The organism is Streptomyces sp. NBC_00250, from assembly GCF_036192275.1.
Lineage (GTDB): Bacteria > Actinomycetota > Actinomycetes > Streptomycetales > Streptomycetaceae > Streptomyces.
Window position 1 is genome coordinate 2,795,732 of the sequence record NZ_CP108088.1, and the last position, 17,656, is coordinate 2,813,387.

12 protein-coding genes are annotated in these 17,656 nt (G+C 71.6%); 3 read left to right on the forward strand and 9 right to left on the reverse strand.

Annotation, left to right across the window (positions count from 1 at the left end):
- Window positions 1-113: 113 nt before the first annotated feature.
- From OG259_RS12385 to nsdA, 4 genes are all read right to left on the reverse strand, one after another.
- Window positions 114-2,582, reverse strand: coding sequence for a [protein-PII] uridylyltransferase (locus OG259_RS12385; RefSeq protein WP_328942327.1), 2,469 nt, complete (start codon window positions 2,580-2,582; stop codon window positions 114-116).
- Window positions 2,583-2,624: 42 nt separating this feature from the next.
- Complete coding sequence (locus tag OG259_RS12390; RefSeq protein ID WP_069170469.1) at window positions 2,625-2,963, reverse strand: P-II family nitrogen regulator; 339 nt, start codon at window positions 2,961-2,963, stop codon at window positions 2,625-2,627.
- A complete protein-coding gene (locus tag OG259_RS12395; protein WP_266897144.1) occupies window positions 2,960-4,306 on the reverse strand; it encodes an ammonium transporter in 1,347 nt (448 codons plus the stop codon). The genes OG259_RS12390 and OG259_RS12395 overlap by 4 nt, the downstream gene beginning before the upstream one ends.
- 473 nt (window positions 4,307-4,779) lie before the next feature.
- Window positions 4,780-6,255: a transcriptional repressor NsdA gene (gene nsdA / locus OG259_RS12400; RefSeq protein ID WP_328942328.1), complete on the reverse strand. Its 1,476-nt coding sequence runs from the start codon at window positions 6,253-6,255 to the stop codon at window positions 4,780-4,782.
- 426 nt (window positions 6,256-6,681) lie between these two features.
- On the opposite strand from nsdA, the gene OG259_RS12405 reads away from it, so the two are divergent.
- Window positions 6,682-7,335 carry a bifunctional DNA primase/polymerase gene (locus tag OG259_RS12405; RefSeq protein WP_266897140.1) on the forward strand — a complete coding sequence of 218 codons (654 nt, stop codon included), beginning with the start codon at window positions 6,682-6,684 and terminating at the stop codon, window positions 7,333-7,335.
- Window positions 7,336-7,398: 63 nt separating this feature from the next.
- Here OG259_RS12405 and ftsY read toward each other — a convergent pair whose 3' ends face one another.
- Entirely contained in the window at window positions 7,399-8,604 is a 1,206-nt protein-coding gene (gene ftsY / locus OG259_RS12410; protein WP_266897138.1) for a signal recognition particle-docking protein FtsY, read from the reverse strand.
- Window positions 8,605-8,690: 86 nt separating this feature from the next.
- On the opposite strand from ftsY, the gene OG259_RS12415 reads away from it, so the two are divergent.
- Window positions 8,691-10,154 (forward strand): cytosine permease, encoded by a 1,464-nt coding sequence (locus tag OG259_RS12415; protein WP_328942329.1) that lies wholly within the window; start codon window positions 8,691-8,693, stop codon window positions 10,152-10,154.
- Window positions 10,155-10,212: 58 nt separating this feature from the next.
- A complete protein-coding gene (locus tag OG259_RS12420) occupies window positions 10,213-11,184 on the forward strand; it encodes an LLM class flavin-dependent oxidoreductase (RefSeq protein WP_328942330.1) in 972 nt (323 codons plus the stop codon).
- Window positions 11,185-11,297: 113 nt separating this feature from the next.
- Here the strand turns inward: OG259_RS12420 and OG259_RS12425 are convergent, their stop codons facing one another.
- The 4 genes from OG259_RS12425 to OG259_RS12440 all read right to left on the reverse strand — a co-directional run bounded on the left by OG259_RS12425 (window position 11,298) and on the right by OG259_RS12440 (window position 17,611).
- Window positions 11,298-12,731 (reverse strand): sugar porter family MFS transporter, encoded by a 1,434-nt coding sequence (locus OG259_RS12425; RefSeq protein ID WP_328942331.1) that lies wholly within the window; start codon window positions 12,729-12,731, stop codon window positions 11,298-11,300.
- A 190-nt stretch (window positions 12,732-12,921) separates the two neighbouring features.
- Window positions 12,922-16,518: a chromosome segregation protein SMC gene (gene smc / locus OG259_RS12430; RefSeq protein WP_328942332.1), complete on the reverse strand. Its 3,597-nt coding sequence runs from the start codon at window positions 16,516-16,518 to the stop codon at window positions 12,922-12,924.
- A 203-nt stretch (window positions 16,519-16,721) separates the two neighbouring features.
- Window positions 16,722-16,940 (reverse strand): hypothetical protein, encoded by a 219-nt coding sequence (locus OG259_RS12435; RefSeq protein ID WP_015036455.1) that lies wholly within the window; start codon window positions 16,938-16,940, stop codon window positions 16,722-16,724.
- Between the two features lie 389 nt (window positions 16,941-17,329).
- The gene (locus OG259_RS12440) at window positions 17,330-17,611 is read right to left on the reverse strand and encodes an acylphosphatase (RefSeq protein ID WP_030325609.1); all 282 of its coding nucleotides are present in this window, start codon (window positions 17,609-17,611) and stop codon (window positions 17,330-17,332) included.
- Window positions 17,612-17,656 lie beyond the last annotated feature (45 nt).

The following is a 17,656-nucleotide window of genomic DNA, read 5'->3' on the forward strand; positions in this document are numbered from 1 at the left end:
TCGCGGATCCTCGGTGTCGGGGGCGGTCGGATTGCCCTCCAGGGTATCGGGCCGCTCGAAGTGTGTGCTCCCGCCCGCCGAATCCGGCGCGCGGGAGCGGTGTGAACCACGGATCAGCGGAGCGCCGACTCCAGGGTCCGGGCCAGGTCGATCGCCTCCTCGTCCGGCAGCAGCGAGCCGTCGGGGCGGGTCACGTACAGGGTGTCGACGGCGTTGGCGCCGAGCGTCGACACGTGTGCGCTCCGCACCCGTACCGTCGCGCCCTCCAGTGCGCGGCCGATGCGGTGGAGGAGGCCGGGGGCGTCCTGGGCGCGGACCTCGATGACGGTGGCGAGGCGGGAGTCCGCGGCGGCGACGGTGACGCGGGGCGGTGGGGCGGTGAGGCCGCGCCTGCGGGGGTAGGCGGCTTCGCGTTCGGCGAGGCGGGCGGGGATGTCGAGGGAGCCGTCGAGGGCGCGGACGAGGTCGGCGCGGAGCCGGGCGGCCTCGGGGAGGGAGCCGTATTCGGCGGCGACCCGCCAGTCGAGGACGAGGACGGGTCCCGAGCCGGTGCCGAGGTCGAGCGGGAGGTCGACGGCGCGGAGGTCGGCGGCGCGGACGGTGAGCCGGTGCAGGGCGAGGACGCCGGCGACGGCAGGGAGGACGCCGGGCTGGTCGGGCAGGGCGATGACGAGTTCGACGCCGACGGGCTCGGGTTCCTCGGGTTCCGGCACGACGGGTTCGGTGTGCAGGGCGAGGACGGGTTCGCCGGTGCGCAGGGCCTCGATGGCGAGCCGTTCCTGTTCGGCGCTGGGGGCGGCGGCCTCGGGGTCGGGCGGGGTCTCCCCCGCGAGGACGCCGGCGACCCGTTTGACCAGGTCGGCGACGAGCGAGGCGCGCCAGGAGGACCAGGCGGCGGGTCCGGTGGCGAGGGCGTCGGCCTCGGTGAGGGCGTGCAGGAGTTCGAGGGTGCCGACGGTGCCGACGGCTGTGGCGACGGCGCGGACGGTGGCGGGGTCGTCGAGGTCGCGGCGGGTGGCGGTCTCGACGAGGAGCAGGTGGTGGCGGACGGCGGTGGCGAGGGTGGTGACGTCGGTGCGGTCGAAGCCGATGCGGGTGGCGAGGTCGCGGGCGATGGTCTCGCCGGCGACGGAGTGGTCGCCGGGCCAGCCCTTGCCGATGTCGTGGAGGAGGGCGGCGACGAGGAGGAGGTCGGGGCGGCCTACCCGGCGGGTGAGCGAGGAGGCGCGTACGGCGGTCTCGACGAGGTGGCGGTCGACGGTCCAGGTGTGGACGGGGTTGCGCTGGGGGCGGCAGCGGACGCGTTCCCAGTCGGGGAGCAGCTGGGTGATGAGTCCTTCGGCTTCGAGGGCTTCCCAGACGGGGACGGTGGCCTCGCCGGCGCCGAGCAGGGTGACGAGTTCTTCGCGGGCCTCGGCGGGCCAGGGCACGGGGAGGGGTTTGGCGGTGGCGGCGAGGCGGCGTACGGCGTGCAGGGAGATCGGGAGGGCGGACTGGGCGGCCGCGGCGGCGGCCCGCAGGGGCAGGACGGGGTCGCGTTCGGGCCGGGCGGTGCGGGCGAGGACGACTTCGCCGTCCATCTCGACGACGCCTTCGGCGAGGGGGGTGCGTTCGACGGGCGGTTTTCCGGTGGCGGCCCGGCCGGCGCCGCCCCGGCCGCCGAGGAGGGCGCGCAGGCGGGGCCGGGCGGAGCGGGCCTTGAGGACGCGGTTGACCTCGCGCCAGGTGACGTCGGTGGCGTACGAGATGGTCCGGGCGGCCTCGTAGACCTCGCGGAGCAGGGTGTCGGCGTCGAGGAGGCCGAGTTCGGCGGCGACGGCGTCCTGTTCCTGGAGGGCGAGCCGGTCGGTGGCGCGGCCGGTGGTGAGGTGGAGGGCGTCGCGGGCGTCGAGGAGGCGGCGGCGGGCGCTGTCGAGGCCTTCGCGGGGGGCGTCGGCGAGCCAGGAGGCGGCGACGGCGCGGAGGGCCTGGGCGTCGCGGAGTCCGCCCCTGGCCTCCTTGAGGTCGGGTTCGAGGAGGTATTGCAGCTCGCCCATGCGTTCGGCGCGTTCCCGGCAGAGTTCGTCGAGTTCGGGGAGCCGTTCGGGGGCCTGGTTGCGCCAGTCGGCGAGGACGGTGGTGCGGAGGGCGGCGACGAGTCCGTGGTCTCCGGCGAGGGGCCGGGCGTCGAGGAGCCCGAGGTGGACCTTGAGGTCGTCGGCGGCGGTGGCGCGGGCTTCGGCGGGGGTGCGGACGGAGTGGTCGAGGGCGAGCCCGAGGTCCCAGACGGGGTACCAGAGCCGGTCGGCGAGGGCGGCGACGGCGGCCTTGTCGGCGCTGCCGTCGTGGAGCAGGAGGAGGTCGAGGTCGCTGCGGGGGGAGAGTTCGGCGCGGCCGTAGCCGCCGACGGCGACGAGGGCGACCCCGCGGGGTGGTGCGGCGGCAGTGAAGAGCGCGGCCAGCCATTCGTCGGTGAGCCGGGCGAGGGCGGCACGGCGCGGCGGCCCGGACCGCTCCTTCTCGTGGAGGAGGAGCAGCCGGGCCGCCGCGTAACCGCCGGGTCCCGAATCTTCGGTCTCTTCGTTGACTTCGAGGCTCGTCACCCGGCGGCTCCTTCGTTGCTTACGGTGCGTCCGGACCGTCGGCTACAGGGCGTCCGGACCGCGTTCGCCGGTGCGGACGCGTACGGCGGTCTCGACCGGCACGCTCCACACCTTGCCGTCTCCGATCTTGCCGGTTCGGGCGGCCTTCACGACGACGTCGATGAGCTGTTCGGCGTCCTCGTCCTCGACGAGGACCTCGATGCGGATCTTGGGGACCAGGTCGACGGTGTACTCGGCGCCCCGGTAGACCTCGGTGTGGCCGCGCTGGCGGCCGTAGCCGCTGGCCTCGGTGACGGTGAGGCCCTGGACGCCGAACGCCTGGAGGGCCTCCTTGATCTCGTCGAGCCGGTGCGGCTTCACGACCGCGGTGATGAGCTTCATGCGTCCACCTTCTTGTTCTCCGTGACGGCCGGGGCGGCGACGGCGGTGGAGCGCGAGGACGCGCCGCCGCCGGCTCCGCTGAAGTCGTACGCGGTCTCGGCGTGCTCGACCTGGTCGATGCCGGAGACCTCGTCGTCCTCGCTGACCCTCATGCCCATCGTCTTGTCGATGATCAGTGCGAGGATCGCGGAGGCGATCAGAGAGTAGGCGAGAACGGCGAAGACGCCGACGGCCTGCTTGCCGAGCTGGTCGAGGCCGCCGCCGTAGAAGAGGCCCTTGGCGTCGGACTGGACGCCGCCGGTGGCGAAGAGGCCGACGAGGAGGGAGCCGAGGACACCGCCGACGAGGTGGACGCCGATGACGTCGAGGGAGTCGTCGTAGCCGAACTTGTACTTGAGTCCGACGGCCATGGCGCAGAGGAGGCCGGCGATGACGCCGATGGCGATCGCGCCGAGCGGGCTGACGGCGCCGCCGGACGGGGTGATGGCGACGAGGCCGGCGACGGCGCCGGAGGCCGCGCCGAGGGTGGTGAAGGAGCCGTGGCGGATCTTCTCGTACGCGAGCCAGGCGAGCATGGCGGCGGCGGTGGCGACCTGGGTGTTGACGAACATCACGGCGCCGACGCCGTCGTCGTTGCCGAGCCAGGATCCGGCGTTGAAGCCGAACCAGCCGAACCAGAGGAGACCGGCGCCCAGCATGACCAGCGGGAGGCTGTGCGGGCGCATCGGGTCCTTCTTGAAGCCGACGCGCTTGCCGATGACGAGGATCACGCCGAGGGCGGCGGCGCCGGCGTTGATGTGGACCGCCGTTCCGCCGGCGAAGTCGATGACGCCCATCTCGAAGAGCCAGCCGCCTGCGCCCCAGACCCAGTGGGCGACGGGGAAGTAGACGACGGTGACCCAGAGGGTGATGAAGAGGGCCCAGGCGGTGAACTTGACGCGGTCGGCGAGGGCGCCGCTGATGAGGGCCGGGGTGAGGATGGCGAACATCAGCTGGAAGACGGCGAAGACGTACACCGGGATGGTGTAGCCGTCCCAGAGTTCGGTGACGCCGATGCCGCTGAGGCCGACGTAGTCGGAGGACCAGCCGATGATCGAGCCGGAGTCGGTGCCGAACGCGAGGCTGAAGCCGAAGAGCACCCAGAGGATCGTGACGATCCCGAGGCTGATGAAGCTCATCATCAGCATGTTGAGGGTGGACTTGACGCGGACCATGCCTCCGTAGAAGAAGGCGAGTGCCGGGGTCATCAGCATGACCAGGGCGGAGCAGATGAGCATGAACCCGGTGTTGGCGGCGGACAGCTCGGGGGCGTCTGCTGCCAGGGTCGTGATGGCTGGTGCCATCGGCGTCTCCTCGTCGTCGAATGCGGCCTGTGCGGGGGCGGGGCCGGAGAGCGGCTGCGGCCGTGAGGGGTGGCCGGTTATGGCCCAGAGATTCGCGCAGGGCGGTTTCCGCCGATGCCGCTCGATGTTTCCGAGCGGTGACGAAGGGGTGGGGCGTGTTACGCGACCGTGAACGGCCGTGTCACGACGAGGTAACGCACGGGTCCTCCGCGCGGGAGGTACGGGGCTGGACCGGCGCCCGTGGCGCAGGGCGAGGCGGCTTGCGCCCGCGTCCGCGTCCGCGGCAGACGAGAAGCCGGCCTTTTGGGGCCCGACGCCCGTGGCACACGGACACCGGCTCGGCCCGGCGTCCACGGCACATGAGAACCGGCCGCGCCTGGCGTCCGTGTGACCTTGCGGCGGGGGAGCCGAGTCGGGCAGTACGGGACGTCCGGCGCGGCCGGAGTACGGGGGCGCGTGGGCGCCCGGTGGGGTCAGACCGCTTCGGCGGCCTCGGGGAGCAGCTGGGTGAGCCGGTCGGTGAGCTGGACGACCTCGGCGACGTCGCTGTAGTTGCGGGCGGCGTGGTCGACGGTCTTGCGGAGTCGGGTGTTGACCCGCTCGGAGCGGATGCTGCGGGCGACTCCCAGGGCCTTCTCGGCGAGGACGACGGACTGCTCGGGCTCGCGCTTGAGGAGGTGGACGGTGGCCATGCCGATGAGGTTGAGCGCGTAGGACCGCTGGTGGTCGGGGTCCTTCTCGAAGAGCTCGACGGCCCGCTCCATGACGGGCTCGGCGAGCGAGGCGTACGTCGGGGAGCGCCCGGCGACGTAGGCGAGGTCGCGGTAGGAGTGGGAGTTCTCGCCGTTGAGTTCGGCCTCGGAGAAGAAGCCGATCCAGTCGGGCTCGGGCTCGCCGTCGAGGCCGACGTCGGCGAAGGTGTCCTCGGCCATCCGGACGGCCCGCTTGCACTTGGAGGGCTGGCCCATGTTGGCGTACGCGCGGGCCTCCATCGCATACAGCATGGCCTGGGTGCGCGGGGTGGCGCAGTCCCGACTGCCGTACTGGGCGAGGTGGATGAGTTCGAGGGCGTCGTCGGGCCGGCCGAGGTGGATCATCTGGCGGCTCATCGAGGACAGGATGTACGAGCCGAGGGGCTTGTCGCCGGCTTCCTTGGCGGCGTGCAGGGCGAGCACGAAGTACTTCTGGGCGGTGGGCTGGAGGCCCACGTCGTAGCTCATCCAGCCGGCGAGTTCGGCGAGTTCGGCGGCGCAGGTGAAGAGGCGCTTGGCGGTGGCGAAGGGCTGGGGCTCCTGGAGGAGGTCGGTGACCTCGTGGAGCTGGCCGACGACGGCCTTGCGGCGCAGTCCGCCGCCGCACTGGGCGTCCCACTTGCGGAACATGGCGGTGGTGGATTCGAGGAGGTCGAGTTCGATCTCGGAGAGCCGGTTGGGGCGGCGGGCCTCGGCGAGCGGGTCGGGGCGCTCGGCGTCGCCGACGGGGGTGGGGACGAGCCAGCGCTGCATCGGTTCGATGAGGGCGGGTCCCGCGGCGAGCGACAGGGACGAGCCGAGGAAGCCGCGGCGGGCGAGCATGAGGTCGCTGCGGGAGAACTCGCTGAGCAGGGCGACCGTTTGCGGTCCGGCCCAGGGCAGGTCTACGCCGGAGACGGAGGGCGACTGGTGGGCGGTGCGCAGTCCGAGGTCCTCGATGGCGACGACGGAGCCGAAGCGCTCGGAGAACAGCTCGGAGAGGATGCGCGGGATGGGCTCGCGGGGCTGCTCGCCGTCGAGCCAGCGGCGCACGCGCGAGGTGTCGGTGGAGATGTGGTGCGCGCCCATCTGGCGCGCCCGGCGGTTCACCTGGCGCGCGAGTTCGCCCTTGGACCAGCCGCTGCGCACGAACCACGAGCCCAGCTGCTCGTTCGGGCGCTTGCCGGCAGTCGTACCGTCTGCGCCGTTGCCGCCCACTGGAACGCCCCCATCCACCTGATTGCCTGTTGTGCGAACCCCTATCAGAATGCCGTGTCTCACGGCACCCGTCCTGAGTTCGCGCTCCTTCGAACTGGAAACCGGGTTGCCTCCGGCATACCCGCGTGCGCAAGCAGCCCCGGGGTTCGAGTACCGAAAGTAATCCTACGATCACCCGTCCACGAGGGCGATTCAAGAAACGCCACCATTCGCCACCCCTTCGAATGAACTCGCCGCGCGTGGAACGCGATTCACTTGACATGCGACGAACCGGAGTCGGCGGACGGAGGCGCGGAGAGGCGCGCGCACCGGCCCGCACCACCCCGCGCACGACCGCGCGCCACATTCGGCGACGCACTCGTGACGAAGGGTGACGGCGGTGCTCCGGGTCGTAACCACCGGCGCGCTCGACCCGTTGGAGGGGGCATGGGTTTCACGATCGGCGGCATTCGTGAGATGCGGTCCGGCGCACGCCGCCGCGTACGCACCACGGAGTGCACAGCGGTGGCCGAGTACACAGGACTGTGGGGCTGGGACGTGGTGCCCGGAGCTCGGGCCGTCTCCGGCCAGTGCTCCTGCGGGGATCCGGCGTGTACGGCCCCGGGCGCGCACCCCCTCTCCTTCGCGGAACCGGTCCCGGCCGGCGTCGCCCTCGACGACGCGACCAAGGCGTGGTCGGAGTACCCGGGCGCGGCGCTGCTGCTGCCGGTGGGCAGGGCCTTCGACGTGATCGAGGTCGCGGAGGCGGCAGGCCGCCGCGCGCTCGTCCGGCTGGAGCGCATGGGGCTGCCGCTGGGCCCGGTGTGCGCGACGCCGACGGGCCGGGCGCGGTTCTTCGTGGCGCCCGGGGCGGCGGCCGAGCTGCCGCAGCTCCTCTACCGGATGGGCTGGGACGACGCCGATCTGGATCTGCACTGTCTGGGGCCGGGCAGTTACGTCACCGCTCCCCCGTCGGACCTGGGCGGGCTCGGTCCGGTGCGCTGGCTGCGGCCCCCGACGCTGGACACGGCGGGCGCGCCGCCGCAGGCGCGACTGCTGCTCGGCACGCTGGCGTACATCTGCCATCGCACCCACTTCTGAGACCCGGAACGCGGAAGGGCCCTCGCCACCCGGCGAGGGCCCTTCCGCATGTCGTACGAGACGTCAGTCGCCGATCAGGGCGTCGACGAAGGCGCCCGGCTCGAAGGGCGCCAGGTCGTCCGGGCCCTCGCCCAGGCCGACCAGCTTGACCGGGACGCCCAGCTCGCGCTGGACGGCGACGACGATGCCGCCCTTGGCGGTGCCGTCGAGCTTGGTGAGCACGATGCCGGTGATGTCGACGACCTCGGCGAAGACCCGGGCCTGGATCAGACCGTTCTGGCCGGTGGTGGCGTCGAGGACGAGCAGGATCTCGTCGAGCGGGCCGTGCTTCTCGACGACCCGCTTGACCTTGCCGAGCTCGTCCATGAGGCCGGTCTTGGTGTGGAGCCGGCCGGCGGTGTCGATGAGGACGACGTCGGCGCCCTCGGCGATGCCCTCCTTGACCGCGTCGAAGGCGATCGACGCCGGGTCGCCGCCCTCCGGACCGCGGACGGTCCTGGCGCCGACCCGGTCGCCCCAGGTCTGGAGCTGGTCGGCGGCGGCGGCGCGGAAGGTGTCGGCCGCGCCGAGGACGACGGACTTGCCGTCGGCGACGAGGACGCGGGCCAGCTTGCCGGTGGTGGTGGTCTTGCCGGTGCCGTTGACGCCGACGACCATGACCACGCCCGGCACGTCCGCGGGGCTCTCGGTGTGCACCGTGCGGTCGAGGTCGGGGCCGAGGAGGGCGACGAGCTCCTCGCGGAGCAGACCGCGCAGCTCCTCCGGGGTGCGGGTGCCCAGCACCCGGACCCGCTCGCGCAGCCGCTCGACGAGCTCCTGGGTGGGAGCGACGCCGACATCGGCCGTGAGAAGGGTCTCCTCGATCTCCTCCCACGTGTCCTCGTCGAGGTGCTCGCGGGACAGGAGCGTGAGCAGCCCCTTGCCGAGCGAGTTCTGGGAGCGGGCGAGGCGGGCCCGGAGCCGTACGAGACGGCCCGCGGTGGGCTCCGGGACCTCGATCTCGGGGGCGGCGGGCTCCTCGACGACCGGGGCCTCGGGGGCCACCTCGGCGGGGAGTTCGACCTCCTCGACCGTGCGGCGTGGTTCCTCCCGCGGCGTCTCCGCCTCCTCGCCGACATGCGGTTCGGCGGGCGGAGCGGTGATGGTCGGCGTGGTGGACGGCGGCTCGGCCGGCGGCAGCTGCTTCTTCTTGCGGCCGCTGATCACGAGCCCGCTCGTCACGGCGACCGCGACGACCAGAGCGATGACTACAGCAAGGATGAGTTCCATAACCCGACCAGTATCGGCCAAGAAGCGACCGGAGAAGGAGCACGTACGCTGGGTGGGTTCCCCCCACATCTGTACGGAGTACCCCCATGCCCCACGACGCCTCCGAAGCCGCAGGCGCGACGCACGACGGCGCCATGGAGACCCGCGGTCTCGAACCCGTCCCCGACGCCGAGCGGACCGGGCGGGTCCGCGAGCTCTTCCCGACCTGGGTGGCCGCGAACATCAGTGTGCTGCTGCTCACGATGGGCGCCGGCCTGATCGTCTTCAACGGCCTGAACTTCTGGCAGGTCCTGGCCGTGGCGGTCGCCGCGCCCGTCCTCTCGTACGGGATCGTCGGTCTGATCTCGATCGCGGGCAAGCGGGGCGGCGCGCCCGGGATGGCGCTGTCGCGAGCCGTGTTCGGTCAGCGGGGAAACCTTTTTCCCGGAGCGCTGATCTGGGTCGCCCGCTGGGGCTGGGAGACCATCAACGCGGTCACCGGCGCCTACGCGGTGCTGACCGTCCTCGACCTGCTCTTCGGGGTGAAGTCGAACACGTTCCTCATCGTGGTGACGCTGCTGCTCTTCGTCACCTGCACCTTCCTCGTCTCGGGCCTCGGGATCAACGCGCTGCGGGTGTGCAGCAAGTGGTCCACGTACCTCTTCGGCGCCTTCTCGGTCCTCGTCCTGGTCTATCTGGTGGCGAACACCGACTGGTCGGCGGTCTTCGACAAGCCGGCCGGTTCGACGGCGATGATGATCGCGGGCATCGGCACGATCGCGGCCGGCGGCATCAGCTGGGTGCCCTCGGGCCCCGACTTCACCCGCTATCTGCCCCGTACGGCCTCGTCGAAGGCGATGGTCGGCTCGACGGTCGGCGGCGCCGGGATCGTCGTCCTGCCGATGGTCCTGATGGGCGCGGTCATGGCGGTGTCGACGCCGGACCTGGCCTCGGCGCAGGACCCGGTCTCCTTCATCGGTGAGCTGCTTCCGATGTGGATCTCCGTGCCGTACCTGGTGATCGCCCTGATCGGGATGCTGCTGATCAACTCGATGTCGATGTACTCGGCCGGGTTCACCGCGCAGACCCTGGGCATCAAGGTCTCGCGCGCGGCGGCGGTCAGCGTCAACGCGGTGATCAGCCTGATCTTCGGCTTCCTGCTCATGGTGGTGGCGACCAGCTTCATCGGCTCGTTCATCTCCTTCCTGACCCTGCTCGCGGTGGCGTTCTCGGCCTGGATCGGCGTCTTCGGCGTGGACATGCTGCGGCGCAGGTCGTACGACGCGGTGGCGCTCATGGACACCACCCGGACCAGCGCCTACTGGTACCGGGGCGGTTTCGCCTGGCAGGCGATGACGTCGTGGGCGGTGGCGCTGGTCGTGGGGCTGCTCTTCACGAAGGTCGACTGGTTCTCCGGTCCGCTCGCCTCCTCCTGGATCGGCGAGAACGGCCTGGGCTGGGCGGCGACGATCGTGGTGGCGGGTGTGCTGTACGCCGTGCTGCCCCGCACGCGCGCGCCGGAGCGGTCGCCGGTGGAGCCGGACGAGGTCCGCGAGACCGTTTCCATCTGACGCTGCGTCAGCTAACGTCCCCCTTCGCCGGTATCCCACCCGCGGAGGGGGACTTTCCATGCCGTTCAGCGTCGTACGGTTCAACCTCGTCGATCCCCGCGCGACCCCCGAATCCCTCTCGGCCCGCTACCGGGCCGCCGTCGAGATGGCCGCGTACGCCGACGCCCACGGGGTCGACACCGTGCAGACCGAGGAGCACCACGGGGTCGACAACAACTGGCTGCCGTCCCCCTTCGCGTTCGCGGGGGCGGTCTTCGGCGCGACGAAGCGGATCGCCGTCACCGTCTCCGCGATCATCGGGCCGCTGCACGACCCGCTGCGGCTCGCCGAGGACATCGCCGTCCTCGACCTGCTGAGCGGCGGGCGGCTGGTGACGGTGGCGGGGATCGGGTACCGGCCGGAGGAGTACGAGGAGCGCGGGGTCGACTGGGGGCGGCGCGGGAAGCTCCAGGACCTGCTCCTGGAGACCCTGCTGACGGCGTGGACCGGGGAGCCGTTCACGTATCAGGGCCGTACGGTACGGGTCACCCCGCGGCCCTTCACCCAGCCGCATCCGATGCTGCTCGTCGGGGGTTCGTCGCGGGCGGCGGCGCGGCGGGCGGCCCGGCTCGGGCTGCCGTTCTTCCCGAGCGCGCACCTGCCGGACCTTGAGGCGTACTACCGGGAGCGGTGCGCGGAGTACGGCACGGAGGGCTGGACGATGATGCCGGCCGAGGTGACGCCGCTGCTGCATCTGTCGGAGGACCCGGACCGGACCTGGGCGGAGTACGGGGAGCACTTCCTGCACGAGGCGCGGACGTACGCCTCCTGGCAGTCGAAGGACATCCGTTCGGCGGTGCGGTCGACGGCGACGACGGTGGCGGAGCTGCGCGCGGAGGGGGTCTACCGGGTCGTCACCCCGGAGGAGTGCGTGGCGCTCGGCCTGGAGAGCCTGGTGCTGCATCCGCTGTGCGGCGGGATGCCGGTCGAGGAGGGGTGGCGCGGTCTGCGGCTGTTCTGCGAGGACGTACTGCCCCGGCTCAAGGCGTAGGGCGTCCGGCACGACGGCGTACGACCCGGGGTGACACGGCGTACTGCCCCGGCTCAAGGCGTGAGGCCTTGGGCCGGGGCAGTGCCGTTGGTGAGGAGAGGGGCAGCGGGGGATTAGCCCATCTCCTCCAACGCCTTGCCCTTGGTCTCCTTGACGTACCTGAGCACGAAGGGGATCGAGAGCACGGCGAAGAACGTGTAGATCATGTAGGTGCCGGAGAGGTTCCAGTCCGCGAGGGACGGGAAGCTGGCGGTGATGGCCCAGTTGGCGATCCACTGGGCGGAGGCGGCGACGCCGAGGGCGGCCGCGCGGATCCGGTTGGGGAACATCTCGCCGAGGAAGACCCAGACCACCACGCCCCACGAGAGGGCGAAGAAGAGCACGAAGACATGGGCCGCGACGAGGGCCACGACGCCCTGGGTCTCGGGCAGTTTGCCGTCGACGAGGTCGGCGGAGAAGGCCCAGGCCTCGACGGCGAGGGCGATCGCCATGCCGACGGAGCCGACGAGGGCGAGCGGCTTGCGGCCGACGCGGTCGACCAGGACCATCGCGATCACGGTGCCGATGATGTTGATGATCGACGTGGTGAACGAGTAGAAGAACGAGCTCGACGGGTCGATGCCGACGGACTGCCAGAGCGTCGAGGAGTAGTAGAACGCGACGTTGATGCCGACGAGCTGCTGGAAGACCGAGAGTCCGATGCCGACCCAGACGATGGGGAGCAGTCGGAAGCGGGAGCCGACGACGAGCAGGTCCTTGAAGGTGGACTTGTGCTCGCTGCGCATGGCCGCGTCGATCTCGGCGACGCGGTGGTCGAGGTCGACGCCGTGGCCCTCGACCTCGGAGAGGACCTCCTTGGCCCGGTCGATCTTCCCGACGGAGATGAGGAAGCGGGGCGACTCGGGGATGGCGAAGGAGAGCATGCCGTAGAGGAGCGCGGGCACGACCATCACGCCGAGCATCCACTGCCAGGCCTCCAGGCCGCCGATCTCGCCGCGCTGGTCGCCGTCGGCGAGCTGGAGGATGCCGTAGTTGACCAGCTGGGAGATGGCGATGCCGATGACGATCGCGGCCTGCTGGAAGGAGCCGAGGCGGCCGCGGTAGGCGGCGGGGGCGACCTCGGCGATGTACGCCGGGCCGATGACGGAGGCCATGCCGATGGCGAAGCCGCCGACGATCCGCCAGAGCGCAAGGTCCCAGAGGGCGAAGGGCAGCGCGGAGCCGACGGCGCTGACGGCGAAGAGCACCGCGGAGATCTGCATGCAGCGGATGCGGCCGATGCGGTCGGCGATCCGGCCGGCGGTGGCGGCGCCGATGGCGCAGCCGATCAGGGCGATGGCGATGACCTGGGCGAGGGTGCCGGAGCCGATGTCGTAGCGGTCGCGGATCGCCTCGACGGCGCCGTTGATGACGGAGCTGTCGTATCCGAAGAGGAAACCGCCCATCGCGGCGGACGCCGTGATGAAGATGACGTGGCCGAGGTGGTCCGGGTGGGCGGCTCGGCCTTCGGAAGGCGGCGGCGTGGGCGCCTGCGCGGTGTTGGTCACATGGACTCCTCGGTGGGGGGCAAGCCCTTCCAGTGGCGCACAACATCACGCCGCCCACCACGTGAAGGTAAAAGCAACGTTGCAGAGACTATGCCTTCAAGTTTCGAAGTCAATAGGTGATGTCATGTGACTTAATCAGCACTGTGAGGTGGGTTGAGTTCAACACTTGAACAGAGTGGGTGGGGGATGCTCAGCGGAGTCGCTGACTGATCACCTTCGAGACACCGTCACCCTGCATGGACACGCCGTACAGCGCGTCCGCGACCTCCATCGTTCGCTTCTGGTGGGTGATCACGATCAGCTGCGAGGACTCCTGGAGCTCCTGCATGATCCGGATCAGCCGCTGGAGGTTGGTGTCGTCGAGCGCCGCCTCGACCTCGTCCATCACGTAGAACGGGCTGGGCCGGGCCTTGAAGATCGAGACCAGCAGCGCCACGGCCGTCAGCGAGCGCTCACCGCCGGACAGCAGCGACAGCCGCTTGACCTTCTTGCCGGGCGGGCGGGCCTCCACCTCGACGCCGGTGGTGAGCATGTTGTCGGGGTCGGTGAGGATCAGCCGGCCCTCGCCGCCGGGGAAGAGCCGCGAGAAGACGCCCTCGAACTCACGGGCCGTGTCCCGGTACGCCTCCGTGAAGACCTGCTCGACCCGCAGATCGACCTCCTTCACGACCTGAAGCAGGTCCGTCCGGGTCTTCTTCAGGTCCTCCAGCTGCTCGGAGAGGAAGCGGTGCCGCTCCTCCAGGGCCGCGAACTCCTCAAGGGCCAGCGGATTGACCTTGCCGAGCTGGTGGTACGCCCGTTCGGCGCCCCTGAGGCGCTTCTCCTGCTCCGAACGGATGAAGGGACGCGGCTCTTCGGCTTTCGCGCCCTCGCCGTCGCCGTCGCCGTCGCCGGAGTCGGCGGAGACGGCTGGGGAGTCGGCAACAACCGGCGACGGCGGTACCGGCTGGTCCGGGCCGTACTCGGCGACCAGCGCGGTCGCCTCCACACCGAACTCCCCCAGCGCCTTCGCCTCCAGCTGCTCGATCCGCAGCCGCTTCTCGGCGCCGAGGACCTCGCCCCGGTGCACGGAGTCGGTCAACTTGTCGAGTTCGGCCTTGAGGTCCCGGCCCCGGGTCCGGGCGGACGTCAGGCCCTCCTCCCGGTCGGCCCGCGCCGCCTGGGCCGCCACCCGCTCCTGCTCCGCGCGGACGAGCGAGACCTCGACATGGGCGAGGAGGCCCCGGGCGCCGGCCGCGACCGCTCCCGCGACCCGCTCCTCGTGGCGCAGCCGGGCCCGGCGCTGCTCGGCACGCGCGCGTGCCTCGCGTTCCGCGCGGGCGGCCCGGTCGAGCGATTCGGCCCGCCCGGCGAGCCCCTTGACCCGCTCCTCGTGGGTACGGACCTGGAGCCGCGCCTCCATCTCGGTCTGGCGCGCGTTGGAGCCGTCGATCGCGAGCCGGTCGCGGGTGGCGGTGTCGGCTTCCTCGTCCCCACCGTCCCCGAACGTCTCCTGGGCCACGAGGAGTCGCTCGGCGAGCTCCTCCGCCTCGGCGGTCGCCTTCTCCAGGGCCTCCTGGGCGCGGGCGGCGGCGGCCGCGGTCCGTTCGGCCTCGCCCGCGGCTCCCCTGGCCTGGCCGGCGAGCCGGCCGAGCTGCTGGGCGACGGCCGACTTCTCTCGCTCGGCGGTACGGCGTCGGGTGTCGAGTTCCTCGACGAGTGCGGCGACGGTACGGCGCCGTTCGCCGGCCTCGCTCTGGACGTTCGCCGACTCCTCGCACCGTACGGCCAGTTCGTCGAGTTCGGCGGCGGCCTCGGCGACCGAGGCCTGGACTTCGAGAAGGCTCGGGGCCCCGGCGGAGCCGCCCTGGGCGAAGTGCGCCCCGAGCAGGTCCCCTTCGGCAGTGACGGCGGTCAGCGCGGGCCGGGTCCTGACCAGTTCGGCGGCCTCGTCCAGGTCGCCGACGACCACGACTCCGGCGAGCAGCCGGCGGACGGCGCTCATGAGGTCGTCGGGCCCGCGGACCAGGTCGGCGGCGTACGGGTACCCCTGGGCCGCGGGGAGTCCGGCCTCGGGGAAGGGGGCAGGATCCGGTGCTCCGGTCAGCAGCAGCGAGGCGCGGCCCGCGTCCTGCTTGCGCAGCAGCCGGAGGGCTTCGGCGGCGGCGAAGGGTCCGGAGGCGGCGACCGCGTCGGCGGCGGCGCCGAGGGCGGCGGCGACGGGGATCTCGTGTCCCGGGGTGACGGTGAGGAGTTCGGCCGCCGGGCCGAGGAGCCCGCTGAGTCCGGCGGTGAGCAGCGCGCCCGTGCCGTCCTTGCGGCGCAGCCCGAGGGCGAGGGTCTCGTGCCGGGCCCGGGTCGCGGCGCGGCGGCGTTCGGCGGTGGCGGCGGCCTCGCGGGCGGCGCTCAGCGCGGCCTCCGCGTCGGCGAGTTCGCGGCGGGCGGCCTCGTACCGCTCGCTGTGCTCGGTGTCGGCGGCGTCGAGGCCGTCGACCTCCGCCTTGAGCTGCTCGTACTCCTCCTGGGCGGTGACGGCTCGCTCCCCCGCCTCGTCGCGGGCGGCGGCGAGGCGGTCGATCTCGGCCTGGGCGGAGGCGGCGCGCGAGCGGGCGGCGTTGACCTGGCCGTGGAGGCGGGCGAGGCCCTCGCGCCGGTCGGCGAGGGCGCGGGCCAGGTCCTTGAGGCGGCGCTCCTCGGCCGCCAGTGCCTGTTCGAGCTCGGCCCGGTGGGCGACGGTGTCCTCCAGGGCTCGTTCGGCCGCTTCCAGGGCGGCTTCCAGCTCCGCCTCCTGTTCGCGGACGCGGGCCGCTTCGCGCTCCAGGTCCTCCGGGTCGCGGCCGCGGCGTTCGTCGGCGGGCGCGGCGGTGGAGCTCTTCACGCGCGCGTCGGCCAGGGAGACCGTGCCGCGGGCGCGTTCGGCGAGCTGGGAGAGGGCGTACCAGTTCTGCTGGGCGCGCTCCAGGCGGGGCACGAGCGCGCGTGCCTCGGCCTCGAGTTCGGCCTCGCGGGCGAGCGCGGCCCGGAGTTCCGTCTCGGTGGTCTCCTTGCGGGCGAGCAGGGCCGCCTCGTCGGCGACCTCGGCGGTGAGGGCCCGCTGGAGGTGGACGAGGTCGTCGGCGAGGAGGCGGAGCCGTGCGTCGCGCAGGTCGGCCTGGATGACGACGGCGCGGCGGGCGACGGCGGCCTGCCGGCCGAGGGGCTTGAGCTGGCGGCGCAGTTCGTCGGTGAGGTCCTGGACGCGTGCGAGGTTGGCCTGCATCGCGTCGAGCTTCCGCAGCGCCTTCTCCTTGCGCTTGCGGTGCTTGAGGACGCCGGCGGCCTCCTCGATGAAGGCGCGGCGGCCCATCGGGTCGGCGTGCAGCACGGAGTCGAGCTGGCCCTGCCCGACGATGACGTGCATCTCCCGTCCGATGCCGGAGTCGGAGAGCAGGTCCTGGAAGTCGAGCAGTCGGCAGGTGTCGCCGTTGATCTGGTACTCGCTGCTGCCGCCGCGGAACATGATCCGGGTGAGCGTGACCTCGGCGTAGTCGATGGGCAGCGCGCCGTCGGAGTTGTCGATGGTGAGGGACACCTCGGCACGGCCGAGCGGTGGGCGCCCGGTCGTGCCGGCGAAGATGACGTCCTCCATCTTGCCGCCGCGCAGCGACTTGGCGCCCTGCTCGCCCATGACCCAGGACAGGGCGTCCACGACGTTGGACTTGCCGGATCCGTTGGGGCCCACGACGCAGGTGATTCCGGGTTCGAACCGCAGGGTCGTGGCCGAGGCGAACGACTTGAATCCGCGGAGGGTCAGGGCCTTGAGGTGCACCCGGGGACTCTACCGGGGCCCGTGCGTTTCACCCGCGAAGGTGCAGGGCAGATCCTCGGATGAGGAGGGGTGGTACGTGGGGGAAACAGCGGGTGAAAGAAAGAAGGGACGCCTGAGCGCCCCTTGCATGTCTGTCTCTGCCGGTTGTGTGTCGAGCTGTGCCGGCGTGAGTGTTTCCCACCTGGCCCGTCGGGGCTGGGTTGTCAGGTGAGCGCAGGCTCCGCCTGGGGTACGTCGAGGTCGATGCTGTTCAGCAGTGACTCTCCCTGGTGCTGAGCGGCGGCAGCGGCAAGCGAGTCGTTCTCGGACTGGATCCGTACCAGCTCGGATTCCAGGTCCTGGACGCGCTGCTGAAGCCGTCGCATCTCGGCGAGGAGTCGCGGGTCGGAGCCGCCGACGTAACCGAGAAGCGCCTTTGCCATGATGGATGGTCCTCCACAATGAGTGACCGACCGAAGCGGTTGGGTCGTGAGGGATTTCGCACCCGCGGTGCTCGGCAGTACTGCTTGTCGTGCCGGTTCCACTGCCAAACAGCTAAGGTGCGCGGGGATTCCAGCGTCTCACCAAAAAGTTTGACGGTCAACACGATCACGCCCCGCGCGAAGGGGCGACCGAGGAGTCCACGGCCGCTCAACGGGCGGCGGGCCTCGGGAACTCGGTGCCTCAGGGCGTCGCGATCTTCCTTACCGGGCAGCCTTCCACGACGGGCGCTTCTTGGCAACCACCAGGCGCTTTCCCCGCCGCACGGCTGTTACCGCGCGTCTTCCCGGCACCTCTCTCGGTCACCGGAAGAGGTGTCGGAGAGTGATCGTCAGCGGATGGCGAAGCCGTCGTAGCCGCCACGCGGGGTGGCCCAGATCTCAGTGACGCCGTCCACGCGCCCGGGTGTGTCGGCGGAGTGGAGCCAGGCGAGCAGACGGTGGCAATTCTCACGCGCCCCTTCGGCCACCACCTGCACCCGGCCGTCGTCGAGGTTCAGGGCGAAGCCCACGAGGCCGCCGATCTCCAAAGCGTTTGCCCTGGTGAACCAGCGGAAGCCCACTCCCTGTACCCGGCCGCGTACCCACGCGGTCATCCGAACGTCGTCACTCATGACTGCACGTTATCGGGCGGATTGCCAGATGAGCACATCGCCCCC

Bases quoted from the DNA above. Each gene is read 5' to 3' on its own strand.
- ftsY (WP_266897138.1), bottom strand. From the start codon at position 8,604: ATGGAACTCATCCTTGCTGTAGTCATCGCTCTGGTCGTCGCGGTCGCC.
- OG259_RS12415 (WP_328942329.1), top strand. From the start codon at position 8,691: ATGCCCCACGACGCCTCCGAAGCCGCAGGCGCGACGCACGACGGCGCC.
- OG259_RS12395 (WP_266897144.1), bottom strand. From the start codon at position 4,306: ATGGCACCAGCCATCACGACCCTGGCAGCAGACGCCCCCGAGCTGTCC.
- OG259_RS12390 (WP_069170469.1), bottom strand. From the start codon at position 2,963: ATGAAGCTCATCACCGCGGTCGTGAAGCCGCACCGGCTCGACGAGATC.
- OG259_RS12405 (WP_266897140.1), top strand. From the start codon at position 6,682: ATGGGTTTCACGATCGGCGGCATTCGTGAGATGCGGTCCGGCGCACGC.
- OG259_RS12440 (WP_030325609.1), bottom strand. From the start codon at position 17,611: ATGAGTGACGACGTTCGGATGACCGCGTGGGTACGCGGCCGGGTACAG.
- OG259_RS12435 (WP_015036455.1), bottom strand. From the start codon at position 16,940: ATGGCAAAGGCGCTTCTCGGTTACGTCGGCGGCTCCGACCCGCGACTC.
- OG259_RS12420 (WP_328942330.1), top strand. From the start codon at position 10,213: ATGCCGTTCAGCGTCGTACGGTTCAACCTCGTCGATCCCCGCGCGACC.